This is a genomic window from Scandinavium sp. UTDF21-P1B (genome assembly GCF_040750395.1).
Classification (GTDB): domain Bacteria; phylum Pseudomonadota; class Gammaproteobacteria; order Enterobacterales; family Enterobacteriaceae; genus Scandinavium.
In genome coordinates, this window is record NZ_JBFLVD010000006.1 from 63,538 (window position 1) to 89,100 (window position 25,563).

Annotated in this window: 18 protein-coding genes, 3 tRNA genes and 1 pseudogene; 14 read left to right on the forward strand and 8 right to left on the reverse strand. The window is 55.9% G+C overall.

Features of this window, described 5'->3' with window-relative positions:
- Positions 1-21: 21 nt before the first annotated feature.
- The 4 genes from AB1287_RS03135 to mutH all read right to left on the reverse strand — a co-directional run bounded on the left by AB1287_RS03135 (position 22) and on the right by mutH (position 3,014).
- Positions 22-1,062 (reverse strand): NADP(H)-dependent aldo-keto reductase, encoded by a 1,041-nt coding sequence (locus AB1287_RS03135; RefSeq protein WP_312628543.1) that lies wholly within the window; start codon positions 1,060-1,062, stop codon positions 22-24.
- A gap of 137 nt (positions 1,063-1,199) precedes the next feature.
- Positions 1,200-1,418 carry a YgdI/YgdR family lipoprotein gene (locus tag AB1287_RS03140; protein ID WP_312628541.1) on the reverse strand — a complete coding sequence of 73 codons (219 nt, stop codon included), beginning with the start codon at positions 1,416-1,418 and terminating at the stop codon, positions 1,200-1,202.
- Between the two features lie 126 nt (positions 1,419-1,544).
- Positions 1,545-2,258: a TerC family protein gene (locus AB1287_RS03145; protein ID WP_312628538.1), complete on the reverse strand. Its 714-nt coding sequence runs from the start codon at positions 2,256-2,258 to the stop codon at positions 1,545-1,547.
- Positions 2,259-2,327: 69 nt separating this feature from the next.
- Positions 2,328-3,014 (reverse strand): DNA mismatch repair endonuclease MutH, encoded by a 687-nt coding sequence (gene mutH / locus AB1287_RS03150; protein ID WP_435616913.1) that lies wholly within the window; start codon positions 3,012-3,014, stop codon positions 2,328-2,330.
- A gap of 186 nt (positions 3,015-3,200) precedes the next feature.
- Here mutH and AB1287_RS03155 point away from each other — a divergent pair.
- From AB1287_RS03155 to recD, 13 genes and pseudogenes are all read left to right on the forward strand, one after another.
- A pseudogene (locus AB1287_RS03155) lies at positions 3,201-3,332 on the forward strand (hypothetical protein); the annotation flags it as partial.
- 364 nt (positions 3,333-3,696) lie between these two features.
- Positions 3,697-4,230 (forward strand): RNA pyrophosphohydrolase, encoded by a 534-nt coding sequence (gene rppH / locus AB1287_RS03160; RefSeq protein WP_312628534.1) that lies wholly within the window; start codon positions 3,697-3,699, stop codon positions 4,228-4,230.
- Positions 4,231-4,242: 12 nt separating this feature from the next.
- Positions 4,243-6,489 (forward strand): phosphoenolpyruvate--protein phosphotransferase, encoded by a 2,247-nt coding sequence (gene ptsP / locus AB1287_RS03165; protein WP_312628533.1) that lies wholly within the window; start codon positions 4,243-4,245, stop codon positions 6,487-6,489.
- A 341-nt stretch (positions 6,490-6,830) separates the two neighbouring features.
- Entirely contained in the window at positions 6,831-7,706 is an 876-nt protein-coding gene (gene lgt, locus AB1287_RS03170) for a prolipoprotein diacylglyceryl transferase (protein ID WP_312628531.1), read from the forward strand.
- 6 nt (positions 7,707-7,712) lie between these two features.
- The gene (gene thyA / locus AB1287_RS03175) at positions 7,713-8,507 is read left to right on the forward strand and encodes a thymidylate synthase (RefSeq protein WP_312628529.1); all 795 of its coding nucleotides are present in this window, start codon (positions 7,713-7,715) and stop codon (positions 8,505-8,507) included.
- A 162-nt stretch (positions 8,508-8,669) separates the two neighbouring features.
- Positions 8,670-9,140, forward strand: coding sequence for a prepilin peptidase-dependent protein (locus tag AB1287_RS03180; RefSeq protein WP_435616914.1), 471 nt, complete (start codon positions 8,670-8,672; stop codon positions 9,138-9,140).
- Entirely contained in the window at positions 9,131-9,688 is a 558-nt protein-coding gene (locus tag AB1287_RS03185) for a prepilin peptidase-dependent protein (protein ID WP_312628527.1), read from the forward strand. The genes AB1287_RS03180 and AB1287_RS03185 overlap by 10 nt, the downstream gene beginning before the upstream one ends.
- A complete protein-coding gene (locus AB1287_RS03190) occupies positions 9,685-10,092 on the forward strand; it encodes a DUF2509 family protein (protein WP_435616915.1) in 408 nt (135 codons plus the stop codon). Before AB1287_RS03185 ends, AB1287_RS03190 begins: the two co-directional genes overlap by 4 nt.
- Positions 10,077-10,397: a prepilin-type N-terminal cleavage/methylation domain-containing protein gene (locus AB1287_RS03195; protein ID WP_435616916.1), complete on the forward strand. Its 321-nt coding sequence runs from the start codon at positions 10,077-10,079 to the stop codon at positions 10,395-10,397. Before AB1287_RS03190 ends, AB1287_RS03195 begins: the two co-directional genes overlap by 16 nt.
- A gap of 29 nt (positions 10,398-10,426) precedes the next feature.
- A complete protein-coding gene (gene recC / locus AB1287_RS03200; RefSeq protein WP_435616917.1) occupies positions 10,427-13,795 on the forward strand; it encodes an exodeoxyribonuclease V subunit gamma in 3,369 nt (1,122 codons plus the stop codon).
- 126 nt (positions 13,796-13,921) lie between these two features.
- Positions 13,922-16,810, forward strand: coding sequence for a pitrilysin (ptrA, locus tag AB1287_RS03205; RefSeq protein ID WP_435616918.1), 2,889 nt, complete (start codon positions 13,922-13,924; stop codon positions 16,808-16,810).
- Positions 16,807-20,349: an exodeoxyribonuclease V subunit beta gene (gene recB / locus AB1287_RS03210; protein ID WP_435616919.1), complete on the forward strand. Its 3,543-nt coding sequence runs from the start codon at positions 16,807-16,809 to the stop codon at positions 20,347-20,349. The genes ptrA and recB overlap by 4 nt, the downstream gene beginning before the upstream one ends.
- A complete protein-coding gene (gene recD / locus AB1287_RS03215) occupies positions 20,346-22,181 on the forward strand; it encodes an exodeoxyribonuclease V subunit alpha (protein WP_435616920.1) in 1,836 nt (611 codons plus the stop codon). Before recB ends, recD begins: the two co-directional genes overlap by 4 nt.
- A gap of 36 nt (positions 22,182-22,217) precedes the next feature.
- Here recD and argA read toward each other — a convergent pair whose 3' ends face one another.
- Positions 22,218-23,549 carry an amino-acid N-acetyltransferase gene (gene argA, locus AB1287_RS03220; RefSeq protein ID WP_435616921.1) on the reverse strand — a complete coding sequence of 444 codons (1,332 nt, stop codon included), beginning with the start codon at positions 23,547-23,549 and terminating at the stop codon, positions 22,218-22,220.
- A 228-nt stretch (positions 23,550-23,777) separates the two neighbouring features.
- Between argA and amiC the strand changes: the two genes are divergently transcribed.
- On the forward strand, positions 23,778-25,031 hold the full coding sequence (amiC, locus tag AB1287_RS03225) for an N-acetylmuramoyl-L-alanine amidase AmiC (RefSeq protein ID WP_435616922.1): 1,254 nt from the start codon (positions 23,778-23,780) through the stop codon (positions 25,029-25,031).
- A 107-nt stretch (positions 25,032-25,138) separates the two neighbouring features.
- On the opposite strand, the gene AB1287_RS03230 is transcribed toward amiC, so the two are convergent.
- From AB1287_RS03230 to AB1287_RS03240, 3 genes are all read right to left on the reverse strand, one after another.
- Positions 25,139-25,215 (reverse strand) — tRNA-Met (locus tag AB1287_RS03230).
- Between the two features lie 47 nt (positions 25,216-25,262).
- Positions 25,263-25,339, reverse strand: a tRNA-Met gene (locus AB1287_RS03235).
- A gap of 50 nt (positions 25,340-25,389) precedes the next feature.
- Positions 25,390-25,466, reverse strand: a tRNA-Met gene (locus AB1287_RS03240).
- Positions 25,467-25,563 lie beyond the last annotated feature (97 nt).

Consider the following 25,563-nt stretch of genomic DNA (forward strand, 5'->3'; position numbering starts at 1 on the left):
CGCCATCCGGCATGTCCTTGATTAAGGTGCCGGGTAGGTATAAACCTGATGCACCGCTTCGATTTCTGCTAACACCTCTTCACTCAATTCCAGATGCAGGCTTTCCACATTGGTTTTCAGCTGCTCCATGGTGGTTGCTCCCAGCAACGTGCTGGCGACAAACGGCTGTCGGCGAACAAACGCCAGTGCCATCTGGGCCGGATCGAGGTTGTGGCGCTTCGCGATATCCACGTATGCCGCCACGGCCTTCTGCGACTGCTCGCTGCTGTAGCGCGTGAAGCGGCTAAACAGGGTATTCCGCGCCCCGGCTGGTTTCGCACCGTTAAGGTATTTACCGGTCAGGGTACCGAAGGCAAGGCAGGAATAGGCCAGCAGCTCGATGCCCTCATACTGACTCACTTCGGCAAGGCCGACCTCATAGCTGCGGTTCAGCAGGCTGTAAGGGTTCTGAATAGTGACAATGCGCGGCAGATCGTGTTTATCCGCCAGGTGCAGATAACGCATCACGCCAAAGGCTGTTTCGTTCGACACGCCGATATAGCGAATTTTGCCTGCGCGCTGGAATTCGGTCAGCGCTTCCAGCGTTTCCAGCAGGGTGATCACCGGCTGGGATTCCGTCCACTGATAGCCGAGCTTGCCGAAGCAGTTGGTCGCGCGCTGCGGCCAGTGCACCTGGTAGAGGTCGAGATAATCGGTTTGCAGACGGGTCAGGCTGTTGTGCAGCGCATCGCGGATGTTTTTGCGATCGAGCGCCTGGTTCGGCCGAATGCCGGCATCGTTATTGCGCGACGGGCCGCTGACCTTCGAGGCCAGTACCAGCTTTTCACGGTTACCGTGCTTAGCCAGCCAGTTGCCGACGTAGGTTTCCGTTAAGCCCTGGGTTTCCGGACGGGGAGGGACAGGATACATTTCAGCGACGTCGATCAGGTTGATGCCCTGAGCCACGGCATAATCAAGCTGTGCATGGGCGTCGGCTTCGCTGTTTTGTTCACCAAACGTCATTGTGCCCAGCCCCAGGGTACTGATTTCAAGAGAGCTGTGGGGGATACGGTGATAGTGCATAGCCGCCTTCCTTCATACATTTATATCAACAGCGTCAGGCGCGACGGGCGACCCGACAAAGGAGTATAAACATGGCAGAAGCGGGGAAAAAGCGGAAGTAAAAAATCAAAAGGCCAGCATGGCTGACCTGTTTTCTTTTAGCGTTTAATAATTTGGGAGACGTCGTCACGGTTGATCTGCATTCTGTTTCCCTGCTGATCTTCGTAGCTGATCAAACCGGTATCATCATCAACTTCCGGCTTGCCGTCCGTGAGGATCATACGGCCATCTTTGGTTGCCATAACGTAATCGCTGCTGCAACCGGACACCGCGAAAGCCAAACCAACGGCGGAAATCAATACTGCCCATCTTGTCATCGTTATCACCCTTATATGACCGCAACTCCTATCATTCTAGTAATAACCCGCTGGGCAGTAAGTAAAAAGCAGTAAAATCTTAAAAAGATTGTGGGGCAGCCCTCAATTTGCGGTCTGCCCTTGAATTTAAAGCGGATTCTTTTTGTTTCGCAGCAAATTGAGGCTTTCCACGGCGATGGAGAAAAACATCGCGAAATAGATATAGCCTTTCGGGACATGAATCCCAAAACTTTCTAACATCAGGGTGAAGCCCACCAGAATCAGGAAGGCCAGCGCCAGCATTTTGACGGATGGATGTCGATCAACAAACTCGCCGATAGGCCTTGCGGCAAACATCATCACACCCACTGCGATCACGACGGCCGCCATCATGATAAACAGATGATCCGACAAGCCGACGGCGGTGATCACCGAATCGAGACTAAAGATAATATCCAGCAGCATGATCTGCACGATAGCGCCGAAGAAAGAGTGGACGTTGGTTTTAAGCCCTTCCTCTTCCCCTTCGATAGTTTCGTGGATCTCTTTACTCGCTTTCCAGATAAGGAACAGGCCGCCAAACAGCAGAATCAGGTCACGTGCGGAAAACGCGTGATCGAACAGGCTAAACAGCGGGTGAGTGAGCCTGATGACCCAGGCAATAGAGGCCAACAGCGCCAGACGCATCAGCATTGCGGCGAACAACCCTAAGCGACGGGCGTGATTCCGCTGTGCTGTCGGGAGTTTAGCCACCACCAGAGAGAGAAAAATAATATTATCGATACCCAGCACGATCTCGAGGATCGTCAGCGTGCCAAGCGCCATCCAGGCGTTGGGATCGGTTACCCATGCAAATAACATTGTAAGTCCTGCCAAAAACCAAAACCGCGATTATAAGCCTTAGCGCGGCGTTCCCCCAAACGAATCGTGTCAGAGTAAAAAATGGCGCGAGAGCAGGGCAGCGGTGAAGTTCTTTTTCAGATAAAAGCCGCGCGGAAGGGTCAGGATGGATTCACCTTGCGTGCCAACGGCTTCGGTAAGCGCTTTGCTGTTGGCGGCTTTAGGGCGAAGCTGCAACACTTCACCATGACGGGCGGTTATGCGCTCAACCTGGCCGAGCACGATCAAATCCATCAGCTCTTCCCAGTCCATCCTGAGTTGATTTTCCTCATCTTCGCTCGGGCTCCACAGCAGCGGAGAGCCAACATGGCGCTCGGCCAGCGGGATCTCGCGTTCGCCTTCCACCGGGATCCACAGCACTCTTTTGAGCTTATGCCGAACGTGGCTGGTTTCCCAGGTGACGCCACTGTTCCCTGTCAGCGGTGCGACGCAAACAAAGGTGGTTTCCAGCGGGCGACCAAGCCTGTCGATGGGGATGGTTTTCAGCTCCACGCCGAGCGCTGCAAAGTCCTGCTCCGGCTTACTGCCTGCGCTGGCGCCCAGCCAAATCTCCAGCAGCACGCCGATCCAGCCTTTGTCCCGTTTCAAATCTGGGGGAATGGGCAGATTTGCCATTGCCGCCAGCTCACCCAGCGTATAGCCCGCCAGCTGCTGCGCCTGGGTAAAAAGCTGGGCTTCAGAGTGAGGAGAATGACGCAGCGGAGAGAGTGCAGACATAACAACACGCCTTTGGTTGAAAAATGAGCGGGGTTTATCCCCGTTGTGGAAAGAGTTTACTCCTTTCGGGATAACTAAGCCAATGTGATGATTTTATAGCTTTTTTTGTTTAAATGTGGCGAACATTTTTCGCGCTGAAAAAGCTTTCCCCATTCTGGTCACTGACAATGAACAGGATCTTACACCCTGTTATCCACAGAAAAATGGGATAACTGTGAAAAACCCCCACTACTGTTTCCATTTACAGGCTTGACGTGCGACGAAAATCCAATTTTCACACAAAATGTGTTTAAGTTAGTGGCACAATCTGTGGATAAAAACGACGTTGCTCGATCTTTCATCAGGGCAAGGATCTCCTGTGTGACGATCGTCACGTTGTGGTAGATATCATGAAAAAGAACTATTCTAAGGTTATGAATATCATCACCTTATTTATCTGGTGTCGAACATGCTTTTTAGGCGTGTTCAGGGTTTTCCCGTGGTAATTCCTGACTTCTTCACAACTCTATCCACAGAAAAAGTGAATAAAATGGGCTCGGGGAGCCGGTCTCTGTTTATAACTTTGATGATTACTGTGAGTTATTCAATTGTTATCCGGTGTTATCGCCGCAAGAGAGTGGTTTACCGTTTCCGGCGAGTGTGAAACAATCATTCACATTGAAAATTGTTTAGAGGTAGTCCGGTGATTGATGACGATGGCTACCGCCCAAATGTTGGAATTGTAATCTGCAATCGTCAGGGCCAGGTCATGTGGGCCAGACGCTATGGTCAGCACTCCTGGCAGTTCCCTCAGGGAGGGATCAACCCAGGCGAATCCGCTGAGCAGGCGATGTACCGGGAATTGTTTGAAGAGGTCGGGTTAAGCCGCAAAGATGTGCGGATCCTGGCGTCTACCCGAAACTGGTTGCGATACAAATTGCCAAAACGTTTGGTGCGTTGGGACACAAAGCCGGTTTGTATCGGCCAGAAACAGAAGTGGTTTCTTCTGCAGTTGATCGGTAACGATGCCGATATCAACATGCAAACCAGCAGTACACCGGAATTCGATGGCTGGCGCTGGGTAAGCTACTGGTACCCGGTGCGTCAGGTTGTGTCGTTTAAACGCGATGTCTACCGTCGGGTGATGAAGGAGTTTGCAGGGGTTGTGCTGGCGCTGACGGAAAATACGCCCAGGCCACAAAATACAGCCCCTGCTTATCGACGTAAAAGAGGTTAAGCCACGCACATTATGCTCACCCGGTTGCGAGAAATAGTCGAGAAAGTAGCAAGCGCCCCCCGCGTGAATGAGGCGCTTGATATTCTGGTCACCGACATCTGTCTGGCAATGGAAACCGAAGTCTGTTCGGTCTATCTGGCTGACCACGACAGACGCTGCTATTACCTGATGGCGACGCGCGGGCTAAAAAAGCCGCGCGGACGCACGATTACTCTCGCATTCGATGAAGGCATTGTTGGGCTTGTCGGGCGACTGGCCGAGCCCATTAACCTTGCGGATGCGCAAAAGCACCCGAGCTTTAAATACATTCCTTCCGTCAAAGAAGAAAAATACCGCGCGTTTCTTGGCGTACCCATTATCCAGCGCCGCCAGCTTCTTGGCGTGCTGGTGGTACAGCAGCGCGAACTTCGCCAGTACGATGAAAGCGAAGAGTCTTTCCTTGTCACGCTTGCCACGCAAATGGCGGCGATTCTTTCTCAGTCTCAGCTGACGGCGCTGTTTGGGCAGTATCGCCAGACCCGCATCCGTGCGCTTCCCGCCTCTTCTGGCGTAGCGATCGCGCAGGGCTGGATGGATGCCACGTTGCCGCTAATGGAACAGGTCTACGAAGCCTCGACGCTGGACACAGCGCTTGAGCGCGAACGTTTAACCGGCGCGCTGGAGGAAGCGGCCGGGGAGTTCCGACGCTACAGCAAACGTTTTGCCGCCGGCGCACAGAAAGAAACCGCGGCGATTTTCGACCTCTATTCACATCTGTTATCCGACGCGCGATTGCGCAAAGAGCTGTTCGCTGAAGTGGACAAAGGCTCGGTGGCGGAATGGGCGGTCAAAACCATTATCGAAAAATTCGCCGCGCAGTTTGCCGCGCTGAGCGACGGCTACCTGAAAGAGCGAGCGGGCGATCTGCGCGCGTTGGGTCAGCGCCTGCTGTTCCATCTTGATGATACCGTGCAGGGCGCAAATGCCTGGCCGGAACGTTTTGTTCTGGTGGCGGACGAGCTCTCCGCGACGACGCTCGCCGAAGTCCCGCGGGACAGGCTAACGGGCGTGGTTGTGCGCGATGGTGCAGCCAACTCTCATGCGGCAATCATGGTGCGTGCGCTGGGCATCCCGACCGTGATGGGCGCAGATATCCAGCCTTCGGTGCTGCATGGCCGTATGCTGGTGGTGGACGGCTATCGCGGTGAGCTGTTGGTGGATCCAGAGCCGGTCTTGCTGCAGGAATACCAACGACTGGTCAGTGAAGAAAACGAACTAAGCCGTATCGCCGAGGACGACGTGGAACGCCCGGCGGAGCTGAAAAGCGGCGAGCGCGTTAAGGTTATGCTTAACGCAGGCCTGAGCCCGGAGCACGAAGAAAAACTCGGCAGTCGCATCGACGGCATTGGCCTCTACCGTACCGAAATACCGTTCATGCTGCAAAGTGGCTTCCCCTCTGAAGAGGAACAGGTCGCTCAGTATCAGGGCATGCTGCAGATGTTTAACGACAAGCCGGTGACGTTGCGTACGCTCGACGTCGGGGCGGATAAGCAGCTGCCGTATATGCCGATTAGCGAAGAAAACCCGTGCCTGGGCTGGCGTGGGATCCGCATCACGCTCGATCAGCCAGAGATATTCCTGATCCAGGTTCGCGCCATGCTGCGTGCCAACGCGGCGACCGGCAACCTCAGCATACTGCTGCCGATGGTCACCAGCATTGATGAAGTGGATGAGGCGAAGCGCCTGATTGAACGTGCCGGGCGCGAAGTTGAAGAGATGATTGGCTACGAAATCCCGAAACCGCGTATTGGCGTGATGCTGGAAGTGCCTTCGATGGTCTTTTTGATGCCGCATCTGTCGAGTCGCGTGGACTTCATTTCCGTCGGCACCAACGATCTGACTCAGTATCTGCTGGCGGTCGACAGAAACAACACGCGTGTGGCGAGCATCTACGACAGCCTCCACCCGGCGCTGTTGCGTGCGCTGGCCATGATTGCGCAGGATGCCGAACGTAACGGTCTTGATCTTCGGGTGTGCGGGGAGATGGCGGGGGATCCGATGTGCGTCACGATTCTGATTGGCCTTGGCTTCCGCCATCTGTCGATGAACGGTCGCTCCGTCGCTCGCGTGAAATATCTGCTGCGCAACATTGAACTTGAAGAAGCACAAAACCTGGCCCAGCGCAGCCTGGATGCTCAGCTCACCACGGAAGTGCGCCACCAGGTAGCGGCCTTTATGGAGCGTCGTGGCCTGGGGGGGCTGATTCGCGGTGGCCGATAACTAGATTTTCGGCGGGAGTGAAAACCGCGAACCAGCGAGCTGCCGTTTCGCTTTGCTCACTGATTTTTCGATCTGATGTCTTGACCCTAAATAATTCGAGTTGCAGGAAGGCGGCAAGGGAGTGAATCCTCAGGAGCTTACTTCAGTAAGTGACTGAGGTGAGGGAGTGCAGCCAACGCACCTGCAGCTTGAAGTATGACGGGTATACATATCTTTTACATCTTTCACCGCATCCCCTCCTTTAGCCTTGTGCTATCATTCGCACCTTTGGGGCAGCCGTCCGGCTGCACGTTTCACCCGCTGACCACTTTCGGCGGAATAACAAGCATTTGTGGTGACAGATGAATAGTGGTTATCTGCATTTCCCGGAATTCGATCCGGTGATTTTTTCCATTGGACCGGTCTCGCTTCACTGGTACGGCTTGATGTACCTGGTCGGTTTTATTTTTGCAATGTGGCTGGCGTCCCGAAGGGCAGGTAAGCCTGGTAGCGGCTGGACGAAAAACGAAGTTGAAAACCTGCTCTATGCAGGCTTCCTTGGTGTTTTCCTAGGTGGACGTATTGGCTACGTGCTGTTCTACAACATGCCAGTATTCCTGAGCGATCCGCTTTACCTGTTCCGCGTCTGGGACGGCGGCATGTCATTCCACGGCGGCCTGATTGGCGTTATCGTGGTGATGATTGTCTTCGCCAGACGTACCAAACGCACCTTCTTCCAGGTTTCCGACTTTATTGCTCCGCTGATCCCGTTCGGGCTCGGGGCAGGCCGTCTGGGTAACTTTATCAACGGTGAGCTGTGGGGCCGTGTCGATCCGTCCTTCCACTACACCATGCTGTTCCCGGGATCCCGCGTGGAAGACCTGGCGCTGCTGCCATCACACCCTGAGTGGCAATCTCTGTTCGATCAGTACGGCGTTCTGCCTCGTCACGCTTCGCAGCTTTATGAGCTGGTGCTGGAAGGCGTGGTGCTGTTCATCATCCTTAATCTGTTCATCCGCAAGCCGCGCCCTACGGGCTCCGTTTCTGGCCTGTTCCTGATTGGCTATGGCCTGTTCCGCATCATCGTCGAGTTCTTCCGCCAGCCGGATGCGCAGTTCACCGGCGAGTGGGTGCAGTACATCAGCATGGGGCAGATTCTCTCCATTCCGATGGTGCTGGCGGGCATTATCATGATGGTCTGGGCTTATCGTCGTCGCCCACAGCAACAAGTCTCCTGAGGAAGCATGAAACAGTATCTTGATCTGATGCAGAAGGTGCTCGATGAGGGCACTCAAAAAAATGACCGTACCGGCACGGGCACGCTGTCGATTTTCGGCCACCAGATGCGTTTTAACCTGCAGGAAGGCTTCCCGCTGGTCACCACCAAGCGCTGCCATTTGCGCTCCATCATTCATGAGCTGCTGTGGTTCCTGAAAGGGGATACTAACGTCGCTTATCTCCATGAAAATAACGTCTCCATTTGGGATGAGTGGGCCGACGAGCAGGGCAACCTCGGGCCGGTTTATGGCAAGCAGTGGCGCGCATGGCCGACGCCAGATGGTCGTCATATTGACCAGATCACTACGGTCATTAACCAGCTGAAAAATGACCCGGACTCGCGCCGTATCATCGTTTCTGCCTGGAACGTCGGTGAACTGGACAAAATGGCGCTGGCACCTTGCCACGCTTTCTTCCAGTTTTACGTGGCAGGCGGCAAACTTTCCTGCCAGCTGTATCAGCGCTCCTGCGACGTATTCCTGGGCTTACCGTTCAACATCGCGAGCTACGCGCTGTTAGTGCATATGGTTGCCCAGCAGTGCGATCTCGAGGTGGGTGATTTTGTCTGGACCGGCGGCGACACGCACCTTTACAGCAACCACATGGAGCAGACGCATCTGCAGCTGAGCCGTGAGCCTCGTGCGTTGCCGAAACTGGTGATTAAACGTAAACCTGCCTCTATCTTCGACTACCAGTTCGAGGACTTCGAGATTGAAGGTTACGATCCCCACCCGGGCATTAAAGCGCCCGTGGCGATTTAAATCACCTGAAATCAACCGGCCCACGTGGCCGGTTTTGTTTTTTTCGGCCTTCCTTCCTGATTATCTGCAACGTCCTGCAACGCGTTAAATTTCCCTGAAACGTGCCCGTAAAAATCAACATGCCCGGTCGCATTGCTGATGGTGTAAGGGCAGAGTGCGGGCATGAAACGAGAACAGGGATATACCCTCATTGAAATGCTGATCGCACTGTCGCTGATGATGATTCTCAGTGCCGGAGGGCTCTACGGCTGGCAAAACTGGCAGCGGCAGCAGCGGCTATGGCAAACCGCTTGCCAGATAAGAGATTACCTGAGCATGTTGCGTAATGACGCCAACTGGTACAACCGGGATCGTTTACCACGTCGAGAAAGCGGAGCGTATGGCTGGTGTCTTAGTGCTGTGAACCCTGCACAGAGCGGCTGCGATGCGCAAAATCGCTTTGTGCTCAGGCCACTCTGGCCGGAAGTGATGCTCAGTGATATCACGCCCGCATTGGGGTTTTATGGTCTGCGAAATACGGCATGGCCCGGGCACATCATTCTCAAAAGTGGGGCGGATAGCTGGACGCTGGTTGTGTCCAACTGGGGACGAGTTCGGCTATGCAAAGGGAGCAGCGATAAAGGATGTCAGTGAATCAGCGTGGTTTCTCACTGGTTGAGGTCTTGATCGCCATGGCCATCTCCAGCGCGGTGCTGTTAGCCAGTGCCCGATTTTTGCCCGCCCTGCAGAGGGCAGCTTTACGCCAGACTCAGCAGTTGGCGCTGGAGGAGGAGGTCTGGCAGCGTCTGTTTACCGTTGGTCGATATCTGCAGCGAGCAGGTTTCTGTCAGGGTGTATGCAAAGGCGAAGGACTCACTCTTGCGGACCGGTGCGTATTGATTCGCTGGGACAGCAATCTGAACGGCGTCTGGGAGGACTCGCCGCCGGCGAATGCGGATGTCACAGGGTTTCGGCTCAACGGAGGTGCGCTAGAAACGCTACGTGGGGCGACAAACTGCGCAGGAAAAGGGTGGGAAAGAATGACCGATACAGATTTTGTTATCGTCGATGCCTTCAGCGTGACAAGACATAACCAGAATGAATTTGCGCCTGAATTTGAACTGGTGCTCAACGCACACCTGAGATCTCGTCCGGAAGTGAGCGTCAGCGCGGGCTACGGTGTGACAGGGCATAACCTGTGAGACAGCAAAAAGGGATGTCATCGCTGATGCTGGTATTGCTTATGCTGGTGCTTGGGAGCCTGACGTTACAGGGCATGAGTATGCAGCACCAGTCGCAGCTGAGGCAAACCACCCTTGAGCAGAGGGCTATGCAGGATACGGTAAACGCGGAATCGTTGCTTGAAGAGGGACGAATGTTCGCATGGAAGCCGGAGCCGGGCGATCGGTGTCGGGATGATACTGATTTTGCCGGGCGAGTGTGCCTGCGTATTTTTAGCGATGAGAGTGCCCTGCTTATCGCTAACAGCGGCGAACAATATCGCTGGCAAACCGGTCAGGTGCAAAAAGGCATTTTGCAGTTTAACCGCAGTGGCTGGAGCGATTTCTGCCCGCGCAAGGAGGTCCTGCAATGTCAGCTCCCCTGATGCGTCAGCAAGGGTTCAGCCTCCCCGAAGTTCTGCTGAGCGTGGTGCTGATGGTCATGGTAGTCACAGCCTTGTCCGGTTTGTATAGCCAGCTTGCCGCAGGCGGCGTGCAGCTCAGCCAATATCGGGCCCTCTGGCGTGAGGCAGGGCGACAAATACAGCTGAAATCAGTGGCTGTCCCGGAGGGCTGGACGCAAAACCGCGTACAGACAAGCCGCCAAAGATGTGTCAGCATCACGGCAACGATCACCACGCCATCAGGCAAAAAGGGGCAGCTAACCCGCCTCCATTGTCCGGGCAGTTAATGGTATAACCGCGAGCGTCAGGAGCAATTATGTTAAGGGTCTATCACTCCAACCGTCTGGATGTGCTGGAAGCATTGATGGAGTTCATCGTTGAGCACGACAGGCTTGGTGACCCTTTTGAACCTGAAATGGTGCTGGTGCAAAGTACGGGTATGGCGCAGTGGTTGCAGATGACGTTGTCGAAGCGTTTCGGGATTGCCGCCAACATTACCTTCCCGCTCCCGGCAAGTTTTATCTGGGATATGTTTGTTCGCGTGTTGCCGGACATCCCGGAACAAAGTGCTTTCAATAAACAGAGCATGAGCTGGAAGCTTATGACGTTGCTGCCAGAGATGCTTGAACAGGACGCCTTTGCTCCGCTGCGCCACTATCTGGCGGACGACAGCGATAAGCGTAAGCTGTTCCAGCTTGCCTCCCGTATTGCCGACCTGTACGACCAGTATCTGGTTTACCGTCCGGAATGGCTCACGCGTTGGGAAGCCGATGAATGCGTTGAAGGCATAGACGATGCCCAGCTGTGGCAGGCTCCATTGTGGAAAGCGTTGGTGGAACACACTCAGGCGCTGGGTCAGCCGTTATGGCACCGTGCCAATTTGTATCAGCGCTTTATCTCCGCTCTGGAAGGGAGTGAACAGGCACCTGAAGGTTTGCCTTCCCGCGTGTTTATCTGCGGCATCTCGGCCCTGCCTCCGGTTTATTTACAGGCGCTGCAGGCGTTGGGTAAGCATGTGGATGTCTATGTGCTGTTCACCAATCCATGCCGTTACTACTGGGGCGACATTAAAGATCCGGCATTCCTGGCGAAGCTACTGGCACGCCAGCGCCGACACCACCGCGAACAGCGAGAGCTGCCGTTATTTCGGGACAGCCAGCAGGCTCCGGCCCTGTTTAACGCCGAAGGCGAGCAGGATATAGGCAATCCGATGCTGGCCTCCTGGGGCAAGCTGGGACGCGACTATATCTATTTACTGGCGGGGCTTGAACGCTATCAGGAGCTTGATGCTTTCGTTGATATTGAGCCCGACAATCTGCTGCACAACCTGCAATATGACATTCTTGAGCTGCAAAACAGCGCGGTAGCCGGACGTACTGCCGATGAGTTTGCCCATAGCAACAGCAAGCGGACGCTGGATCCTGACGATCGCAGCCTGAGTATTCACGTCTGCCACAGCCCGCAGCGCGAAGTGGAAGTTTTGCACGATCGTTTGCTGGCAATGCTGGAGGACGATCCCAGTCTTTCTCCTCGCGATATCATCGTGATGGTGTCGGATATCGACAGCTACAGTCCGTTTATTCAGGCCGTGTTCGGCAGCGCCAGCGGCGAGCGTTATGTCCCCTGGGCTATTTCAGATCGCCGGGCAAGACAGTCTCATCCCGCCCTGCAGGCGTTTATCACGCTACTTTCACTGCCAGACAGCCGCTTTGTCAGCGAAGATGTGCTGGCCTTGCTGGATGTTCCTGTACTGGCGGCGCGCTTCAATATTGACGAAGAAGGGCTGCGGTATCTGCGACAGTGGGTGAATGAGTCAGGCGTGCGCTGGGGAATGGACGATGACAACGTCCGCGAATGGGATTTGCCGCCGACAGGCCAGCACACCTGGCGTTTTGGCCTCACGCGAATGCTGTTGGGCTATGCGATGGAAAGCAGCGAGGGTGAATGGCAATCCATCCTGCCGTATGACGAATCCAGCGGGCTTATCGCCGAGCTGGTGGGCTACCTGGCTTCGCTGCTGATGATGCTCAATCAGTGGCGGCATCGGCTTTCCGAAGAGCGTCCGCTGACTGAGTGGCTGCCCGTTTGCCGCGAAATGCTTAACGACTTCTTCCTGCCGGATACCGATACGGAAGCTGCACTGGCGCTGATTGAGCAGCAGTGGCAGGGCATTATCGATCAGGGCCTGGAATCGCACTTCTCAGCTCCAGTACCGCTGTCGCTGCTGCGCGATGAGCTGGCTCAGCGCCTGGATCAGGAGCGCATCAGTCAGCGTTTCCTGGCCGGGCCGGTCAACATTTGTACTCTCATGCCGATGCGTTCTATTCCTTTCAAAGTCGTTTGTCTGCTTGGTATGAACGATGGTATTTACCCGCGAGCGCTTGCGCCGTTAGGGTTTGATCTGATGAGCCAGAAGCCGCTGCGCGGCGACCGCAGCCGCCGCGATGATGACCGCTATCTGTTCCTGGAAGCGCTGATGTCGGCGGAGCAAAAACTTTATATCAGCTATATTGGTCGCTCCATTCAGGACAACAGCGAGCGTTATCCTTCCGTTCTGGTGCAGGAACTGGTGGATTACATTGGTCAGAGCCATTGCCTGAAGGGCGAGGAAGCGCTCAACTGCGATGAAAGCGAGCGTCACGTTAAGCAGCACATCACGCATCAGCACAGCCGGATGCCGTTTGATGCGGCCAATTTCCTGCCCGGAGAAGGGCAAAGCTATGCCCGGGAATGGCTGAAAGCGGCGAGCCTGGAGGGCGAGGCCCACAGTGATTTTATCCAGCCGCTGCCGCCACAGGTTCTGGAAACGCTCCCCTTTGAGCAGCTGCAACGCTTCTGGTCACACCCCGTCAGGGCATTTTTCCAGATGCGTTTACAGGTGAATTTCCGAACTGAAGAGAGCGACATTCCTGAAACCGAGCCGTTTACGCTTGATGGATTAACCCGCTACCAGCTCAATCAGCAACTGGTGAATACGCTGGTCGAAGATCGCGATGCTGGCCTGATGTACCGGCGTTTTCGCGCCGGGGGAGAGCTGCCGTACGGGGCGTTTGGCGATATTGCCTGGGACGACCAGCGAGGCGAGATGCAGGCGCTGGCCGACAGGGTGAACGCCTGCCGCCAGCCTGCAAAAAGTCTGGAAATTGATTTGCAGTGTGACGGGGTCAATATTACTGGCTGGCTCACACAGGTACAGTCGGACGGGCTGCTGCGCTGGCGTCCGTCAATGCAGAAGGTCTCTCAGGGAATGCAACTTTGGCTTGAGCATCTGGTCTATTGTGCCAGCGGTGGAAAAGGAGAAAGCCGTTTGCTGCTGCGTAAAGAAGGGGAGTGGCGTTTCCCGCCGCTTGCCGAACAGGAAGCGATGGCGTACCTGGCGGATCTGGTCGCAGGCTATCGGGAAGGCATGTCACAGCCGCTGTTGCTGCTACCTGAAAGTGGGGGGGCGTGGCTCAAGGCTTGTTATGACCGCGAAAATAATGTCATTTTATGGGATGACGAAACGCAGCAAAAAGCCCGTAGCAAATTTATGCAGGCCTGGGAAGGGAACCAGGTCATACGGGGTGAAGGGGATGACGTCTGGTATCAGCGACTTTGGCGCACCCTTGAGCCCGAAAGCGTTGAGGCGATCCTCAGGCAGGCAGAACGTTATCTGCAGCCCGTTTTTCGCTTCCATCAGTCATAAGGATTGTTTAAAAATTGCGCAGATATCCGGATTCCATTATCATGCGCGACGTATCACGGACTGATGTTTATAAGTGAGGCTGCCATACAGAGCAGCACAGAAGTTTGTTAATGATGAGGTCCGTGAATGCCCCGCAGCACCTGGTTGAATGTTGTATTTATCGTATTGTTCGCCCTCTGGGCGCCCATAAGCCAGGCCGATGAAGGCTGGCAACCGGTAAAAGAAACCATCCGTAAAAGTGAGAAAGATCCGCGTCAGTATCAGGCGATCAAGCTTGATAACGGCATGGTCGTGCTGCTGGTGTCCGATCCGCAGGCGGTAAAATCACTCTCTGCGCTGGTGGTGCCCGTCGGCTCACTTGAGGATCCTGATTCTCATCCGGGTCTCGCGCATTTCCTCGAGCATATGACGCTGATGGGGTCTAAAAAGTACCCGCAGCCGGACAGCCTCGCCGAATACCTCAAAATGCACGGCGGTAGCCACAACGCCAGTACCGCCCCGTACCGCACGGCTTTCTACCTTGAAGTGGAAAACGACGCGCTGGAAGGCGCTGTCGATCGCCTGGCCGATGCGATTGCTGAGCCGCTGCTCGATAAAAAGTACGCTGACCGCGAACGAAACGCCGTAAACTCCGAACTGACCATGGCCCGTAGTCGTGATGGGATGCGCATGGCTCAGGTCAGCGCCGAAACCATTAACCCGGCGCACCCTGGCGCTCGCTTCTCCGGCGGTAACCTCGAAACGCTGAGCGACAAACCGGGCAGCCCGGTGCTGGACGCGCTACTCGCATTCCGTGACAAGTATTATTCAGCCAACCTGATGAAGGCGGTTATCTACAGCAACAAGCCCCTGCCGGAGCTGGCTAAAATGGCCGCAAAAACCTGGGGCCGCGTGTCTGATAAAAATATCACTCGCCCTGAAATTACCGTGCCGGTTGTGACTGACGCGCAGAAAGGCATCATCATTCACTACACGCCTGCTGTGCCTCGCAAAGTGCTGCGCGTGGAGTTTCGTATTGATAACAACACCGCCCAGTTCCGCAGCAAAACCGATGAACTGGTGACGTACCTGATTGGCAACCGTAGCCCGGGAACCTTGTCTGACTGGCTGCAAAATCAGGGGCTGGCCGAGGGGATTCGCGCCGACTCTGACCCGATAGTGAACGGTAACAGCGGCGTACTGGCAATTTCTGCCACCCTGACCGATAAAGGGCTGGCGAACCGCGACCAGGTTGTAGCTGCGATATTCAGCTACCTCAATTTGCTGCGCGAAAAGGGCGTGGATAAACGCTATTTCGATGAGCTGGCGCACGTGCTGGATCTCGATTTCCGCTACCCGTCCATCAACCGGGATATGGATTACGTCGAATGGCTGGCGGACACCATGATTCGCGTGCCGGTGGAACACACGCTCGATGCGGTGAATATTGCCGATCGGTACGATGAGAAAGCGATTAACGATCGGCTGGCAATGATGACCCCGCAAAATGCGCGTATCTGGTACATCAGCCCGAACGAGCCGCATAACAAAACGGCCTATTTCGTGGATGCGCCTTATCAGGTGGATAAAATCAGCCCGCAGACCTTCAGCCAGTGGCAGCAGGAATCGGCCAAAATTGCCCTGCAGCTGCCAACGCTGAACCCGTACATTCCGGATGATTTCTCCCTGATTAAGCCTGAAAAAGTCAGCGACAAGCCGCAGCTTATCGTCGATGAGCCACAGCTGCGCGTTGTGTACACGCCGAGCCGTTACTTTGCCAGCGAGCCTAAGGCTGACGTGACGTTAGTACTGCGCAACCCTCACGCGATGGACAGTGCACGCAATCAGGTCATTTTCGCGCTGAATGATTATCTGGCAGGGATAGCGCTTGACCAGTTAAGCAATCAGGCCGCTGTAGGCGGTATCAGCTTCTCCACCGGGGCCAACAATGGTCTGATGGTCAACGCCAGCGGCTATACCCAGCGTCTGCCGCAGCTCTTTGACGCACTGCTCCAGGGCTATTTCAGCTATCAGCCAACCGAAGAGCAGCTCGCGCAGGCGAAATCCTGGTATGCGCAAATGCTGGATTCCGCCGAGAAGGGCAAAGCGTTCGATCAGGCTATCATGCCGATTCAGATGCTGTCTCAGGTGCCTTATTTCCAGCGTGAAGTGCGCCGTGACCTGTTGCCGTCGATCACCCTGAAAGACGTGCTGGCCTGGCGTGATGAGCTGAAAGCCGGTGCGCGTCCGGAATTCCTGGTGGTGGGTAATATGACGGCCGAAAATTCTGTGGCTCTGGCGCGAAAAGTTCAGAATCAGCTTCATGCGCACGGCAGCGAGTGGTGCCGCAATAAAGACGTGGTGGTGGATAAAAATCAGAATGCCATCTTCGAAAAAGCAGGAAACACCAGCGACTCCGCGCTTGCTGCGGTATTCGCCCCGGCCAAAGCCGATGAATTCAGTAGCTCCGCCGCCAGCGCCATGCTTGGTCAAATTATCCAGCCGTGGTTCTACAATCAGCTGCGCACCGAAGAGCAACTGGGCTATGCGGTATTTGCCTTCCCGATGAACATTGGCCGCCAGTGGGGCGTCGGTTTCCTGTTGCAGAGCAGCGACAAGCAGCCGGATTTCCTCTGGCAGCGCTTTAAGGCATTCTTCCCGACGGCTGAGGCCAAATTGCGGGCCATGAAGCCCGAAGAGTTCGCGCAAATACAGCAGTCGGTGATTGCGCAGATGCAGCAGCCGCCGCAAACGCTGGGTGATGAAGCCTCGAAGCTCAGCAAAGATTTCGATCGCGGTAATATGCGCTTTGATTCACGTGATAAAGTAGTGGCTCAGATAAAACTGCTGACGCCGCAAAAGCTTGCTGACTTCTTCCATCAGACGGTGGTGGAGCCGCAGGGCATGACCGTCCTTTCTCAGGTCTCCGGCAGCCAGAACGGGAAAACAACCTATGTTCACCCGAAAGGCTGGAAGGTCTGGGAAAGCGTCAGCGCGTTGCAGCAATCCATGCCGCTGATGAGAGAGAACGAATGACCGAGACCGCCGAGTCCTTAAATCCCCTGCGCTTGCCGTTAACGGGTGAGCGCCTGATTGAAGCCTCAGCGGGCACCGGAAAAACCTACACTATCGCCGCACTCTATTTGCGGCTGCTGCTTGGACTGGGCGGCGAAGCCGCCTTTGTCCGTCCTGTCGACGTTGAAGAACTGCTGGTGGTGACCTTCACAGAAGCGGCCACCGAAGAGCTGCGCGGCCGTATCCGCAGCAATATTCACGAACTGCGCATCGCCTGCCTGCGTAACCGCACCGATAATCCGCTTTATGCCAGCCTGCTGGAAGAAATCCCGAACAAAGAACAGGCTGCGGAAGTGCTTTTGCTCGCCGAACGCCAGATGGATGAAGCTGCCGTCTTTACCATCCACGGCTTTTGCCAGCGTATGCTGAGCCTCAATGCCTTTGAATCGGGCATGCTGTTCGAACAGCAACTGATCGAAGACGAGTCCCGGCTGCGCTTTCAGGCCTGTGCGGATTTCTGGCGGCGTCACTGTTACCCGCTGCCGCGTGAGGTGGCCGAGGCTATCCACGCCAGCTGGATGGGTCCTCAGGAACTGCTGAAATCCATCGATCGCTACCTTCAGGGCGAAGCTCCGCAGCTTAAATCGCCGCCGTCAAACGAGACGCTGATCGCCCGGCATCAGCAAATTGTGGCACAAATCGCGGACATAAAAGCCCAGTGGCTTGCGGCCGCAGGCGAGCTGCCGGAGATCATCGAAAACTCCGGCATTCAGCGAAACAAATACAACCGGGCCAATCAGGGGCGCTGGCTGGATGCCGTAACCGACTGGGCCCGAGAAGAACAGGCCGGATATCAGCTTGCGGAGCATCTGGGTAAATTTTCTCAGACTTTTTTAATCTCCCGGACCAAAGAGGGAGGCGAGCCGCCGCGGCATGCGCTTTTTGAGACGATCGATGCGATCCTGGCCGCACCGCCGTCGCTGAACGATCTTGTGATTTCAAGGGCGATGACTGAAATCCGTGAGGCGGTCGCCCGGGAGAAACTGCGACGCGGGGAGATGGGCTTTGACGATATGCTCAGTCGCCTGGACCAGGCGTTGCAGAGTGAAAGCGGCGAGGCGTTAGCCGCAGCGATCCGCCAGCGTTTCCCGGTGGCGATGATTGATGAATTTCAGGACACCGATCCGCAACAGTACCGCATTTTCCGCCGCATCTGGCGACAGCAGCCGGATACCGCGCTGCTGCTGATTGGCGATCCGAAACAGGCTATTTACGCCTTCCGCGGTGCAGATATTTTTACCTATATGCGCGCCCGCAGCGATGTGACTGCGCACTACACGCTTGATACTAACTGGCGCTCCGCACCTGGCGTGGTGGAAAGCGTCAATCAGCTGTTCAGCACTGCTGATAACCCCTTCATGTTCCGTGATATCCCTTTTCTGCCTGTAAAGTCTGCCCCCAAAAATCAGACGTTACGCTTTGAGCTCAAAGGTGAGAGCCAGCCCGCGATGCGCTTCTGGCTGATGCCGGGCAATAGCGTGGGGGCTGGAGATTATCAGGCTTTTATGGCGCAGCTCTGCGCGGGTCAAATTCGCGACTGGCTGAGCGCCGGGCAGCGTGGCGATGCTCTGCTCTGGCGAGGTGAACAGGCTCGTCCGGTTCAGGCTTCGGATATCACCGTACTGGTGCGTAACCGCCAGGAAGCTGCGCTGGTGCGCGATGCGCTGAATGTACTTGGCATTCCGTCCGTCTATCTCTCTAACCGCGACAGCGTGTTTGAAACGCCTGAAGCGCAGGAGCTGCTGTGGCTGCTGCAGGCGGTGCTTGCGCCGGAGCGGGAAAGCAGCCTGCGTAGCGCGCTGGCCAGTTCACTTTTCGGCCTGAATGCGCAGGATATTGAAGGGCTCAACCTGGATGAGCTGGCGTGGGATGCGCTGGTGGAAGAGTTCAGCCAGTATCGCCAACTCTGGCAGCAGCGCGGCGTGATGGCGATGCTGCGGGCGCTGATGGCAGCCCGCAATATCGCGGAAAACCTGCTGGCGACCCACGGCGGCGAGCGGCGTCTGACGGATATCCTGCACCTCAGCGAGCTGCTCCAGGAAGCCGCCGGGCAGCTTGAAAGTGAGCACGCACTAATGCGCTGGCTGGCACAGCAGATTGTCGATCCGAACAGCGGCGCCTCCGGGCAACAAATGCGTCTGGAAAGCGACAAGCACCTGGTGCAAATCGTCACGGTGCATAAATCAAAAGGGCTGGAATACTCGCTGGTCTGGCTACCGTTTATTGCCCGCTATCGTAAGCAGGATCAGGCGTTCTATCACGATCGCAGCTCCTTTGCCGCGGTGCTTGATTTGCACAACGGCGAGGAGAGCCTGGAGCTCGCCGAGGCAGAACGCCTGGCCGAAGACTTGCGTTTGCTCTACGTGGCGTTGACCCGTGCAATCTGGCATTGCAGCCTGGGTATTGCTCCGCTCAGCCCGCGTCGGAGTGATAAAGCGACCGACACAGAACTGCATCACAGTGCCCTGGGGCGCCTGGTGCAAAAAGGTGAGGCCAAAGACGCCGCCGGGCTTGAGACCTGCCTGCGCGAACTTTGTAATGAACATGTAGATTTGCAGATCGCCGTACTGCCCGAGGGGGGCCGCTGGCAGGCTCTCACGCCTGAAATGCCGGAGCTGTGCGCCCGGGAAATGCAGCGTCGCATCAATGACGACTGGCGAGTGACCAGCTATTCCGGTCTCCAGCAGCGCGGTCATAGCGTGGCGCAGGATTTGCTGCCGCGTCTGGATATTGACGCGGCGGGCGTGGCGGAGGTCATCGAAGACGCCGAATTAACGCCTCATCATTTCCCCCGTGGTGCATCGCCAGGTACCTTCCTGCACAGCCTGTTCGAAGAGATCGACTTCACTCAGCCCGTGTCTGAAATGTGGATGCAGGAACAGCTTGAACGTAACGGCTTCGAGGCAAAATGGGCTCCCGTTTTAACCCAGTGGCTGGGCGTTGTGCTGCAAACGCCGCTGTCAGGTGCCGGGATCTCGCTGAGTCAGCTGACGGCCAGGGACAAACAGGTTGAGATGGAGTTTTATCTGCCGATAGAGCAGCTGCTGGTACCGCAGAAGCTGGATACGCTGATTCGCCAGTATGATGCGTTATCCGCCGGTTGTCCGCCGCTTGATTTCCGCCAGGTCAGCGGAATGCTGAAAGGTTTTATCGACCTCGTGTTCCGCCACGATGGGCGCTACTACCTGCTGGACTATAAATCGAACTGGCTGGGGGAGAACAGCGAAGCCTACACCCAGGCGGCGATGGCGCAGGCGATGCAGTCGCACCGCTATGATTTGCAGTACCAGCTTTACAGCCTTGCGCTCCACCGCTATTTGCGCCACCGGCTGCGGGATTATGACTATGATGCGCACTTTGGCGGCGTGATTTATCTGTTTTTACGCGGCGTGGATGGGGGAGAAAGCGGGCAGGGCATGTATGCCACGAGGCCCGATAAAGCCCTAATCGATGGTATGGACAAGCTGTTCGCGGGCGATGCACAGGAGGTGAAAGGATGAACATGAAGACCCTGCTGATGGAAGCCGCTCAACAAAAGCTGCTGCGCCCGTTAGATGTTCAGTTTGCCCTGATGGTTGCAGAGCACGATAACCCCGCCGTCCTGCTGGCGGCAGCGTTACTTAGTCGGGATGCGGGAGAAGGACACGTTTGCCTGCCGCTGTCTCACTTTCAGCCCGATGAGCAGGCCCCGGACCGGGCGCAGGCGCTCTGGCAACAGCTGTTTGCGTTGGCAGGTCCGGTGGACAATATTGAATCGCTGCTACGGGTGTCCCCTGCCGTCAGCGATGGCACAGAAGCGACGCCGCTGGTGCTGAGCGAAGGGCGGCTCTACCTTAATCGCCTGTGGCAGAACGAGTCTGCCATTGCCCGATTCTTTAGCCAGGCCGGGCCTCTGGTATCGACAGATGAAGCGCTGCTGACGACAACGCTAAGTGCCCTTTTCCCGCCTTCAGGTAAAACCGACTGGCAGAAGGTGGCTGCAGCTGTTGCGTTAACCAGACGAATCTCTGTGATTTCTGGCGGTCCGGGCACCGGGAAAACGACCACGGTTGCGAAACTGCTGGTGGCGCTGATCCAGACCAATACCCAGCCTAAATGTCGTATCCGGCTGGCGGCTCCGACGGGCAAAGCGGCAGCACGCCTGACAGAATCGTTAGGTACTGCCCTGCGAGAGCTGCCGTTAACCGACGAACAGAAGAAATGGCTGCCGGCGGAGGCAGGAACGCTTCACCGTCTGCTGGGTGCCCAGCCGGGCAGTCAGCGCCTGCGCTACCACGCGGGCAACCCGCTGCATCTCGACGTACTGGTCGTGGATGAAGCCTCAATGATCGACCTGCCGATGATGGCGCGGTTGATTGCGGCGCTGCCTGAACACGCCAGGGTGATTTTCCTGGGCGATCGCGATCAGCTGGCCTCGGTTGAAGCCGGCGCGGTGCTCGGCGATATCTGTGCCTGGGTTAACGCCGGATATACGCCAGCAAGGGCGCAGGAACTAAGCCGAATCACCGGCTTCCCGGTTCCTGCAGGCGAAGGTACGCAGGCAGGTGCGCTGCGCGACAGCCTGTGCCTGCTGCAAAAAAGCTACCGCTTTGGCAGCGATTCCGGCATAGGTCAGCTGGCAAAAGCGGTGAATGCAGGCGATCCGCAGGCGATGAACGCCGTCTTTGCCGAGGGCTTTTCCGACATCGAACTCAAATCGCTGAAAACCACCGCAGAGTATGACGATATGCTCAACGCTGCGGTGGCGGGTTACGCAGATTATCTGTCGCTGTTGAAGGCTTGCGCTGAGCCGGCAGACGTTCTCGGCGCATTTTCGCAATATCAGCTGCTTTGTGCGCTGCGTGAAGGGCCGTATGGCGTCAGTGGCGTGAATGAACAGCTGGAGCAAACGCTCGCCCGCCAGAGGCGTATTACGCCTTCACGGCATTCCCGCTGGTACGAAGGGCGACCGGTGATGATCGCCCGCAACGACAGCACGCTCGGGTTGTTTAATGGGGATATCGGCGTGGCGTTAGATCGCGGCACAGGGCTGCGCGTCTGGTTCCCGATGCCGGATGGCAGCATCAAATCCGTGCAGCCGAGCCGCCTGCCGGAGCACGACACCGCCTGGGCGATGACGGTGCATAAATCACAGGGCTCGGAATTCAACCACGCGGCGCTGATTTTGCCTTCGCAAAGCGTGCCGCTGGTGACGCGGGAGCTTGTCTATACCGCGATTACGCGTGCCAAAAAGCAGCTGTCGCTGTATGCGGATAAGAAACTGCTGGCGAAAGCGATTACGGTAAGGACCGAGCGGCGAAGCGGGCTGGCGGCGTTATTTGCCAGAATGTAGGCCGGGCAAACCCATTGCCGCCCGGCAGCTCATTCGTCAGGTTAAATCCGCCATCAGCACCTTCGAACGGCGCTGATAGTTGTACATCTCTTTTTTACTCTCCGGCAGCAAATCCACTTCGACAGGCGTGAATCCGCGCTCCTGGAACCAGTGAATGCTGCGGGTGGTCAGGACAAACAGCTTACTGAGCCCCATCTGCCGGGCCTGAGCGGCAACGCGCTCCAGCAGCACTTCACCGCGCGACGAGCTGCGATAGTCGGGATGGACCGCCACGCAGGCCATCTCGCCGATGCGTTCTTCCGGAAAAGGATAGAGTGCGGCGCAGGCGATGGTGGTGTTATCGCGCTGAATAACCGTGAACTTGTCGATTTCCATTTCGAGCTGCTCGCGCGAACGACGCACCAGAATGCCCTGTTGCTCCAGGGGCTCGATAAGCTCGAGGATCCCGCCGATGTCGTTGATGGTGGCGCGACGAATTTGCTCGGCGCTTTCCATCACAATCTGCGTACCGATGCCGTCGCGGGAGAAGAGCTCCTGCAGCAGCGCACCGTTTTCCTGGTAGCTGATGAGGTGACAACGACGAACGCCGCTGCGGCAGGCCTTCACCGCGCCGCGCAGGAAACGTACCGTACCGGAGTAATAGTCGCCTTCCGTTTCCAGAGCTTCAACACGCGCCTGCGCTTCGTTCGGGAACAGTTCAGAGATTATCTCGCCTTCGGCATTCAGTACGCCCTGCGAGGAGCAAAAGCCGATCATTTTTTCCGCTTTCAGCTTGATGGCGAGCTGTGTGGCAATTTCTTCCGAGGTCAGGTTGAAGCTTTCCCCGGTCACGGAGACGGCCACCGGGCCCATCAGCACGATGGCGCCGCTGTCGAGCTGGCGATGAATGGCTTCTTCGTCAATGCGGCGAATACGCCCGCTGTGACAGTAATCAATGCCGTCATCGACGCCCAGCGGCTGCGCGATAATGAAATTACCGCTGACGACGTTGATATGCGCGCCCTGCAACGGCGTGTTGTTGAGGCTCATTGACAAACGGGCGGTGATGTCGAGTTGCAGCATCCCGGCGGCCTGCTTCACCAGGTCGAGGGTTTTGGCGTCAGTCACTCGGGTATTTTTGTGGTACAGCGGCTCGTGATGATGCTGTGCCAGATTGGCGTCAATCTGCGGGCGGGCACCATACACCAGTACCAGGCGAATGCCCAGACTGTGTAGTAAGCCTATATCATTGACAATGCTTGAGAAATTTTCATGCTCAATGGCTTCACCACCAAGCATGATGACAAACGTCTTGCCGCGGTGGGCGTTAATGTAGGGAACAGAATGACGAAATCCCTCAACCAGTTCGGTTTTACGTTCCTTCACCACAGTACAACCTCTATGCATGATTATTCGTAATTATTGTATTTTTATTCTGTTTTTCTTCCGGACGCAAGCAGCAATTTCAACCAATGGCTTGATAAAGCATGCGAGAAATCGGATTTAAACAGGATTGTTTACCCTTTTATAGATGACAGTTTATGCGCCTTTGGTTAAAGTTTTCGGTCAAACCAGCCGTTTACTTTGCTAAATCGATTTTTTTTGCCTGGGAGAAGCATGTCGGGAAGTCAGTCAGGAATAACGCGTCGCGGCCTGTTAAAAGGGGCCGGGGCAATGTGGTTACTCAGCGTAAGCCAGGTGGGGCTTGCCGCTGAAAGCCGGGTGGTCGCCGTACGCGTCTGGCCTTCGTCGACTTATACGCGCGTGACGCTGGAATCCAGCCACGAGCTGAAATACAAACAGTTTGCGTTGAGCAATCCTGAGCGGCTGGTGGTCGATCTCCAGGGGGTGAACCTCAATTCCGTGCTTAAGGGCATGGGCGGTCAGATTCGTAGTGACGATCCTTACATCAAGTCCGCCCGCGTCGGGCAGTTTGACCCGCAGACGGTGCGGATGGTCTTCGAGCTCAAGCAAAACGTCCGGCCGCAGCTGTTTGCGCTGGCGCCGGTAGCAGGCTTTAAAGAACGCCTGGTGATGGATCTTTACCCGTCGACCGCGACGGAAGTGCAGGATCCGCTGCTGGCGCTGCTTGAGGATTACAACAAAGGTGACCTGGATAAACAGGTTCCTCCGGCCCAGAGTGGTCCACAGCCGGGCAAAGCCGGGCGCGACAGGCCGATTGTCATTATGCTTGACCCGGGCCACGGCGGTGAAGACTCCGGCGCGGTGGGAAAATACAAGACGCGTGAGAAAGACGTGGTGCTGCAAATCGCCCGCCGCCTGAAGGCGCTCATCGACAAAGAGGCCAATATGAAGGCCTACATGACGCGCAATGAAGACATCTTTATTCCGTTGAAAGTACGCGTTGTAAAGGCGCAGAAACAGCGTGCTGACCTGTTCGTTTCCATTCATGCAGATGCCTTCACCAGCCGTCAGCCAAGCGGTTCTTCGGTGTTTGCGCTCTCGACCAAAGGTGCGACCAGCACTGCAGCAAAATATCTGGCGCAGACTCAGAACGCCTCCGATCTGATCGGCGGCGTCAGCAAGAGCGGTGACAGATACGTCGATCACACCATGTTCGATATGGTGCAGTCGTTGACGATTAACGACAGCCTGAAATTCGGTAAGGCGGTGCTGGGCAAGCTCGGTAAGATCAACGATCTGCACAAAAACCGGGTTGAACAGGCCGGATTTGCGGTACTGAAAGCGCCGGATATCCCGTCTATTCTGGTGGAAACCGCGTTTATCAGTAACGTGGAAGAAGAACGAAAACTGAAAACGGCAACCTTCCAGCAGGAAGTCGCAGAGTCGATTCTGGCGGGAATTAAGGCCTACTTCGCCGATAGGGCAACCCTCGCGCGCCTCAGTTGAAACGGCAGGAAACAAAGGAATGGCGCTGAAAAGCGTCATTTTTTTGGCTGGATTACAGATTTCAGATACAAAAAAACACCCGTTAAGGTGCTTAGTGTTTTATGAAGTGGTTGCGGGAGCCGGATTTGAACCGACGACCTTCGGGTTATGAGCCCGACGAGCTACCAGGCTGCTCCATCCCGCGCCTGAGCGCTTATCTCTATAAGATAAACTTGATACTTCATATTTTATTGGTTGCGGGGGCCGGATTTGAACCGACGACCTTCGGGTTATGAGCCCGACGAGCTACCAGGCTGCTCCACCCCGCGTCCGTCTGTTTACCCTTCCATCAGGTAAACCTTTTACTTCATATTTTAATTGGTTGCGGGAGCCGGATTTGAACCGACGACCTTCGGGTTATGAGCCCGACGAGCTACCAGGCTGCTCCATCCCGCGTCCGTGGATGCGCACTATACGCGGGTCTGGATTTGATGCAACCCCTTTTTAGCATAAATATCAAAGAGTGGGTAAAAACAAAACGCATAGGTGATTT

What these genes read in the sequence shown, in the direction of transcription:
- AB1287_RS03135 (WP_312628543.1), bottom strand. Translation starts at nt 1,062, where the DNA reads ATGCACTATCACCGTATCCCCCACAGCTCTCTTGAAATCAGTACCCTG.
- AB1287_RS03140 (WP_312628541.1), bottom strand. Translation starts at nt 1,418, where the DNA reads ATGACAAGATGGGCAGTATTGATTTCCGCCGTTGGTTTGGCTTTCGCG.
- AB1287_RS03145 (WP_312628538.1), bottom strand. Translation starts at nt 2,258, where the DNA reads ATGTTATTTGCATGGGTAACCGATCCCAACGCCTGGATGGCGCTTGGC.
- mutH (WP_435616913.1), bottom strand. Translation starts at nt 3,014, where the DNA reads ATGTCTGCACTCTCTCCGCTGCGTCATTCTCCTCACTCTGAAGCCCAG.
- ptsP (WP_312628533.1), top strand. Translation starts at nt 4,243, where the DNA reads ATGCTCACCCGGTTGCGAGAAATAGTCGAGAAAGTAGCAAGCGCCCCC.
- lgt (WP_312628531.1), top strand. Translation starts at nt 6,831, where the DNA reads ATGAATAGTGGTTATCTGCATTTCCCGGAATTCGATCCGGTGATTTTT.
- thyA (WP_312628529.1), top strand. Translation starts at nt 7,713, where the DNA reads ATGAAACAGTATCTTGATCTGATGCAGAAGGTGCTCGATGAGGGCACT.
- AB1287_RS03180 (WP_435616914.1), top strand. Translation starts at nt 8,670, where the DNA reads ATGAAACGAGAACAGGGATATACCCTCATTGAAATGCTGATCGCACTG.
- AB1287_RS03185 (WP_312628527.1), top strand. Translation starts at nt 9,131, where the DNA reads ATGTCAGTGAATCAGCGTGGTTTCTCACTGGTTGAGGTCTTGATCGCC.
- AB1287_RS03195 (WP_435616916.1), top strand. Translation starts at nt 10,077, where the DNA reads ATGTCAGCTCCCCTGATGCGTCAGCAAGGGTTCAGCCTCCCCGAAGTT.
- recC (WP_435616917.1), top strand. Translation starts at nt 10,427, where the DNA reads ATGTTAAGGGTCTATCACTCCAACCGTCTGGATGTGCTGGAAGCATTG.
- ptrA (WP_435616918.1), top strand. Translation starts at nt 13,922, where the DNA reads ATGCCCCGCAGCACCTGGTTGAATGTTGTATTTATCGTATTGTTCGCC.
- recB (WP_435616919.1), top strand. Translation starts at nt 16,807, where the DNA reads ATGACCGAGACCGCCGAGTCCTTAAATCCCCTGCGCTTGCCGTTAACG.
- recD (WP_435616920.1), top strand. Translation starts at nt 20,346, where the DNA reads ATGAACATGAAGACCCTGCTGATGGAAGCCGCTCAACAAAAGCTGCTG.
- amiC (WP_435616922.1), top strand. Translation starts at nt 23,778, where the DNA reads ATGTCGGGAAGTCAGTCAGGAATAACGCGTCGCGGCCTGTTAAAAGGG.